The following is a 6,353-nucleotide window of genomic DNA, read 5'->3' on the forward strand; positions in this document are numbered from 1 at the left end:
GTGACCTATGTTTTTTAAATTATTAAAAGATGCATTTAAGGTAAAACAAGTTCGGTCGAAGATTTTGTTTACGATCTTCATCATTCTTGTTTTCCGCATTGGAACCACGATTACAGTACCTGGTGTAAATGCGAAAATTCTGAACAACCTTCAAGATGTGTCCTTCTTGAACATGCTCAGTTTAGTATCTGGGAATGCTATGAGGAACTTCTCAGTTTTCGCATTAGGGGTTAGCCCATACATCACAGCTTCGATCGTCGTGCAACTTTTGCAAATGGATCTGTTACCTAAGTTTGTTGAATGGGGCAAACAAGGAGAAGTTGGTCGAAGAAAGCTCAACCAAGCAACACGCTATATTTCTTTGGTTCTAGCTTTTGTTCAATCCATTGGGATTACAGCGACCTTCCACACCTTGTCTCAGGCAAAATTAGTTGCAACTCCTAATACCAAGACCTATTTGTTAATCGGTGCAATTCTGACGACCGGTTCCATGATTGTGACTTGGCTTGGAGAACAAATCACAGATAAAGGATACGGAAATGGTGTTTCAATGATTATCTTTGCGGGAATTGTGTCATCAATTCCTGAGATGATTAAAGAAATCTATGAAAATGCATTTGTGAACGTACGTTCTGGTCAAATGACTAATTCCCTCATTTTTGTTGGGGTATTAATCCTTGCTGTCTTGGTTATTGTTTACTTTACAACCTTTGTGGAGCAAGCACAATACAAGATTCCAATCCAATATACAAAGATTGCACAAGGAGCTCCATCAAGTTCTTACCTACCTTTGAAAGTAAACCCAGCAGGAGTTATTCCTGTCATCTTCGCTAGTTCGATTACAGCAGCACCTGCTGCAATTTTCCAAGTGATTAGCGCTATGGGTTACAATGCAGGATGGGTGAAAACAGCTCAAGCCATGTTGGCTACAAACACACCAACTGGTGTGGCAATGTATGCCTTATTGATCATTCTCTTCACCTTCTTCTACACGTTTGTTCAGATCAATCCTGAAAAAACGGCAGAAAACCTTCAAAAGAGTGGTGCCTATATCCCAGGCGTTCGCCCTGGTAAAGGGACAGAAGAGTTTATGTCTCGTTTGCTACGTCGTTTAGCAAGTGTCGGATCAGTATTCCTTGGCTTTATTACCATCATTCCAATCCTAGCTCGAGATTTATTTGGTTTGACAGATGCAGTTGCTCTTGGAGGAACTAGTTTGTTAATCATTATTTCAACAGGTATTGAGGGAATGAAACAATTAGAAGGCTACTTATTAAAACGTAAGTATGTCGGATTTATGGACACAACAACAGAATAGAATAAGGTTGACTTTGTCAGCCTTCTATTTTGTTTTTAAATGGAAATAGGAATTCGCTCCTGCTTCCATTTAAAAACAAAATAAGGAGAATTCATCATGAATCTTTTAATTATGGGGTTGCCTGGAGCAGGTAAAGGAACTCAAGCAGCTAAAATCGTTGAAGAGTTTCACGTAGCGCATATCTCCACTGGAGATATGTTCCGCGCAGCGATGGCTAACCAAACTGAAATGGGTGTGCTTGCAAAATCATACATTGATAAAGGTGAGTTGGTACCAGATGAAGTAACCAATGGAATTGTAAAAGAACGCCTTGCTCAAGATGATATTAAAGAAACAGGTTTCTTGTTAGACGGATATCCACGTACCATTGAGCAAGCTCATGCTTTAGATAAAACATTGGCTGAACTTGGTATTGAGCTTGAAGGTGTTATCAACATCGAAGTAAATCCAGACAGTCTTTTAGAGCGTTTGGGCGGACGTATCATTCATCGTCAAACTGGAGAAACTTTCCATAAAGTATTCAATCCACCAGTTGATTACAAAGAGGAAGATTACTACCAACGTGAAGATGATAAACCTGAGACAGTAAAACGTCGTTTGGATGTTAATATTGCCCAAGGTGAACCAATCATTGAATTTTATCGTTCAAAAGGACTCGTACATGACATCCAAGGGAACCAAGATATCAATGATGTATTTTCAGACATTGAAAAAGTCTTGTCAAATTTGAAATAAAAGCGTTTTTCATGCTTGCAATATTGGACAACTAGTGTTACAATTAGTTAGTCTGACTTATAATTGTTACCTCTGTGCTCAGAGGAATGAATCGAAATTTATGGAGGTACTTTTGCGTGGCAAAAGACGATGTGATTGAAGTAGAAGGCAAAGTAGTCGATACAATGCCGAATGCTATGTTTACGGTTGAACTTGAAAATGGACATCAGATTTTAGCAACAGTTTCTGGTAAAATTCGTAAAAACTATATTCGTATTTTAGCGGGAGATCGTGTTACAGTGGAGATGAGTCCGTACGATTTGACACGTGGACGTATCACATACCGCTTTAAATAATCGAAAAACTTGGAGGGATAAAAATGAAAGTAAGACCATCGGTCAAACCAATTTGCGAATACTGTAAAGTAATTCGTCGTAATGGTCGTGTTATGGTAATTTGCCCAGCAAATCCAAAACACAAACAACGTCAAGGATAAGATAGAAAGGAGAAAACATGGCTCGTATTGCTGGAGTTGACATTCCAAATGACAAACGTGTAGTAATTTCATTGACTTATGTGTACGGTATCGGACTTCCAACATCTAAGAAAATCCTTGCTGCTGCAGGCGTTTCTGAAGATATTCGTGTTCGCGATCTTACACCAGATCAAGAAGATGCTATCCGTCGTGAAGTTGACGCAATCAAAGTTGAAGGTGACCTTCGTCGTGAAGTAAACTTGAACATCAAACGCTTGATGGAAATCGGTTCATACCGTGGTATCCGTCACCGTCGTGGACTTCCAGTTCGTGGACAAAACACTAAAAACAATGCTCGCACTCGTAAAGGTAAAGCTGTTGCGATTGCAGGTAAGAAAAAATAAAATAAAATAAGGAGGTAAAAATCTTGGCTAAACCAACACGTAAACGTCGTGTGAAAAAGAATATCGAATCTGGTATTGCTCATATTCACGCTACATTTAACAACACAATTGTTATGATTACTGATGTGCATGGTAACGCAATCGCTTGGTCATCTGCAGGTGCACTTGGATTTAAAGGTTCTCGTAAATCTACACCATTTGCTGCTCAAATGGCATCAGAAGCTGCTGCAAAAGCTGCTCAAGAACACGGACTTAAATCTGTTGAAGTAACTGTTAAAGGTCCTGGTTCAGGTCGTGAGTCTGCTATTCGTGCACTTGCTGCTGCTGGTCTTGAAGTAACTGCAATCCGCGATGTAACTCCTGTACCACACAATGGTGCTCGTCCTCCAAAACGTCGCCGTGTATAATCATCAACAATTACACAGCTTTTCGTTTAAGAGGGAGTATAGCAAATGATTGAGTTTGAAAAACCAAATATAACAAAAATTGATGAAAACAAAGATTATGGCGTGTTTGTCGTAGAACCACTTGAACGTGGCTATGGTACAACACTTGGAAACTCACTTCGTCGTGTACTTCTGGCTTCACTTCCAGGTGCAGCTGTCACTTCAATCAACATTGAAGGTGTACTCCACGAATTTGATACCGTTCCAGGAGTCCGTGAAGACGTTATGCAAATTATTCTTAACGTTAAAGGAATCGCCGTTAAATCTTACGTCCAAGACGAAAAGATTATTGAACTTGATGTAGAAGGACCTGCAGAAGTAACTGCTGGAGATATTCTTACTGATAGTGACATCGAAATTGTAAACCCTGATCATTATCTATTTACAATCGGAGAAGGAGCATCTTTGAAAGCAACGCTTACTGTAAACAGTGGACGTGGCTATGTTCCAGCTGATCAAAACAAAAAAGATGATGCACCAGTGGGAACACTTGCTGTAGATTCAATCTATACGCCAGTGACTAAAGTCAATTACCAAGTTGAACCAGCACGCGTTGGTAGCAACGATGGCTTTGACAAGCTAACCCTTGAAATTTTGACAAATGGGACAATCATTCCAGAAGATGCCTTAGGTTTGTCTGCTCGTATTTTGACAGAACACCTAAATCTATTCACAAACTTAACTGAAATTGCTATTGCAACAGATGTTATGAAGGAAGTAGATACAACTTCTGATGATCGCATTTTAGAACGTACGATCGAAGAATTAGATCTTTCAGTTCGTTCATATAACTGTTTGAAACGTGCTGGCATTAATACTGTTTACGATTTGACTGAAAAATCAGAAGCAGAAATGATGAAAGTTCGTAACTTGGGACGTAAGAGTCTTGAAGAAGTTAAAATCAAACTTGCCGACTTAGGCCTTGGGTTAAAAAACGATAAATAGAGGAGGAATACATGGCTTACCGTAAACTAGGACGCACTAGCTCACAACGTAAAGCGATGCTTCGCGATTTGACTACAGATCTTATCATCAATGAAGCAATTGTAACAACTGAAGCACGTGCGAAAGAAATCCGTAAATCAGTTGAAAAAATGATTACTTTGGGTAAACGTGGTGATTTGCATGCACGTCGTCAAGCTGCTGCATTCGTACGTAACGAAGTTGCATCACAAAACTTTGATGAAGAAACAGGTAAATACTCAGAAACAACTGCACTTCAAAAATTGTTCTCTGAATTAGCACCTCGTTATGCTGAGCGCAATGGTGGATATACTCGTATCCTTAAAACTGAACCACGTCGTGGTGATGCTGCGCCAATGGCTATCATCGAATTGGTATAATATCATCAATTTTGTTGAGTGTTATGATGATGGAATACACTGTTATTCTTAGTCTAGCTCTGGTCTACCGCTGGGGATTTTCCCCAGCGGGAACACTCATCATATTGAATGAATGGTAGACGCTTGTTTACGAAATTGCTTTAATTTAAAACAATTTCGTAAGCAGGCGTTTTGTCTTGCTTTTCATGAGTAGTCGAGAATAGCAAAAAATGATATAATGGAACCCATATCTCCAATAGAAGAAAAAGGATTCAATGACAAAACAACAAGCAATTAAATTACTAAAAGAGAAGTACCTTAGTAATATGAAAGAGGATTCGGAACTCTTTGTCGGAGTTGAATTAGAGTTTCCGATTGTAGAAACAAATGGAAACAAAACAAATATAGAGGTGACGAAAAATCTTTTTCGAACCTTAGCCAACTTATCAGATTTTGAAGTTGAAAAAATAGATGACAATCAAAATCCCATTCAATTGATTCACTGTTCTTCTAAAGATCGCATTCTATTCGAGTTGAGTTACAATACAATTGAATTTGCATTTGAGAGAGCTCGTTCTATAAATGAGGTAGCCAAACGTTTTGAGGCTTATTTGAAGATCATTCAACCGATTTTACAAGAAAATAATCACGAAATTCAAGGGCACGGAATCCATCCTTTGTGGAAAGAAAATGATAATAGCCCAGTGAAAATCGAACGATACAAGATGTTAATGGCTTTCCTTGCAATGAATGGTACAGGGATGAAGACACACTCCTATCCTTCGTACGGAGCATTTATATGCGGAAACCAGGTTCAATTGGATGTAAGGCGCGATAATTATATTCGCATCATTAATGCATTTAATAAAATTGAAGCAGCAAAAGCATATTTGTTTTCTAACTCAGAATTTTCAGCAGAGGCTTGGGATACAAAAATTGCTAGAGATATTTTCTGGGAAGAATCCTTACATGGTTATTATAAGGAAAATGTAGGGATTTATCCTAAGGACTACCAAAGCGAAGAAGAGTTTTTTAATAATCTCGCTAGAACGGCTATTTTTACGGCAACTAGAGAGGGCAAATCATATTATTTTAAACCAATTCGAGTGGAGGACTATCTAGATCAAAAAGAAATTACAGCCTATACGGCTGATGGAAATGAGAAAATCATTAACCCTGTAAAAGAAGATCTAAAACAACATCGAAGTTACCAATTTCAAGATCTAACTGCTCGTGGGACTGTGGAATTTAGAAGTGTTTGTACACAACCATTAGAAACCACCTTTGCCCCGATAGCCTTTGAGTTGGGCTTATTTGTAGAATTAGAAAAACTAGAAAGCTATTTAGAGGATTCTTCATTCTTTAAAAATGAAGAACAGGACTATCGAAAACTTAGAAAGAAATATTCAAAGAAAATTCTAAATAAAAAGGAAAAAGAAGCGATACAATCCTTTTCAAAAGATCTTCTAGATATAGCTAAAGCAGGTTTAATGAAAAGAGGCTACAAGGAAGAAAAATTTCTTATCATTACCAAAGAACTAGACTAATAGAAAAGCCTTATTACAGGCTTTTCTTTGTTTCTTTCAAAAAAACTTTCAAAAAAATAAAAAATTTTGGAAAAAAGTGTTGACAGTAAGGAGAGGTCATGATATACTAATATAGTTGTCGCGCGAG

9 protein-coding genes are annotated in these 6,353 nt (G+C 38.1%); all 9 read left to right on the plus strand.

All coding sequences use genetic code 11. The annotated features are described in order from the left end of the window. Positions 1 to 7 precede the first annotated feature (7 nt). The 9 genes from secY to HMPREF2832_RS06900 all read left to right on the plus strand — a co-directional run bounded on the left by secY (position 8) and on the right by HMPREF2832_RS06900 (position 6,226). On the plus strand, positions 8 to 1,318 hold the full coding sequence (gene secY / locus HMPREF2832_RS06865) for a preprotein translocase subunit SecY (protein ID WP_023920186.1): 1,311 nt from the start codon (positions 8 to 10) through the stop codon (positions 1,316 to 1,318). Positions 1,319 to 1,414: 96 nt separating this feature from the next. Further along, positions 1,415 to 2,053 (plus strand): adenylate kinase, encoded by a 639-nt coding sequence (locus HMPREF2832_RS06870; RefSeq protein ID WP_070506129.1) that lies wholly within the window; start codon positions 1,415 to 1,417, stop codon positions 2,051 to 2,053. A 116-nt stretch (positions 2,054 to 2,169) separates the two neighbouring features. After that, positions 2,170 to 2,388 carry a translation initiation factor IF-1 gene (gene infA, locus HMPREF2832_RS06875; protein WP_001029883.1) on the plus strand — a complete coding sequence of 73 codons (219 nt, stop codon included), beginning with the start codon at positions 2,170 to 2,172 and terminating at the stop codon, positions 2,386 to 2,388. Between the two features lie 23 nt (positions 2,389 to 2,411). Continuing rightward, positions 2,412 to 2,528, plus strand: a complete 117-nt coding sequence (rpmJ, locus tag HMPREF2832_RS09915) for a 50S ribosomal protein L36 (RefSeq protein ID WP_001808836.1) — start codon at positions 2,412 to 2,414, stop codon at positions 2,526 to 2,528. Between the two features lie 17 nt (positions 2,529 to 2,545). After that, on the plus strand, positions 2,546 to 2,911 hold the full coding sequence (rpsM, locus tag HMPREF2832_RS06880; protein WP_003009631.1) for a 30S ribosomal protein S13: 366 nt from the start codon (positions 2,546 to 2,548) through the stop codon (positions 2,909 to 2,911). Between the two features lie 23 nt (positions 2,912 to 2,934). Further along, positions 2,935 to 3,318 carry a 30S ribosomal protein S11 gene (rpsK, locus tag HMPREF2832_RS06885; RefSeq protein ID WP_003002390.1) on the plus strand — a complete coding sequence of 128 codons (384 nt, stop codon included), beginning with the start codon at positions 2,935 to 2,937 and terminating at the stop codon, positions 3,316 to 3,318. A 45-nt stretch (positions 3,319 to 3,363) separates the two neighbouring features. After that, positions 3,364 to 4,302, plus strand: a complete 939-nt coding sequence (locus HMPREF2832_RS06890; RefSeq protein WP_003009635.1) for a DNA-directed RNA polymerase subunit alpha — start codon at positions 3,364 to 3,366, stop codon at positions 4,300 to 4,302. An 11-nt stretch (positions 4,303 to 4,313) separates the two neighbouring features. Beyond that, a complete protein-coding gene (rplQ, locus tag HMPREF2832_RS06895) occupies positions 4,314 to 4,700 on the plus strand; it encodes a 50S ribosomal protein L17 (protein ID WP_003002399.1) in 387 nt (128 codons plus the stop codon). A 254-nt stretch (positions 4,701 to 4,954) separates the two neighbouring features. After that, positions 4,955 to 6,226, plus strand: a complete 1,272-nt coding sequence (locus HMPREF2832_RS06900; RefSeq protein WP_070506131.1) for a glutamate-cysteine ligase family protein — start codon at positions 4,955 to 4,957, stop codon at positions 6,224 to 6,226. Positions 6,227 to 6,353: the final 127 nt, after the last annotated feature.

This window comes from Streptococcus sp. HMSC073D05, assembly GCF_001812015.1.
GTDB lineage: Bacteria > Bacillota > Bacilli > Lactobacillales > Streptococcaceae > Streptococcus > Streptococcus parasanguinis_D.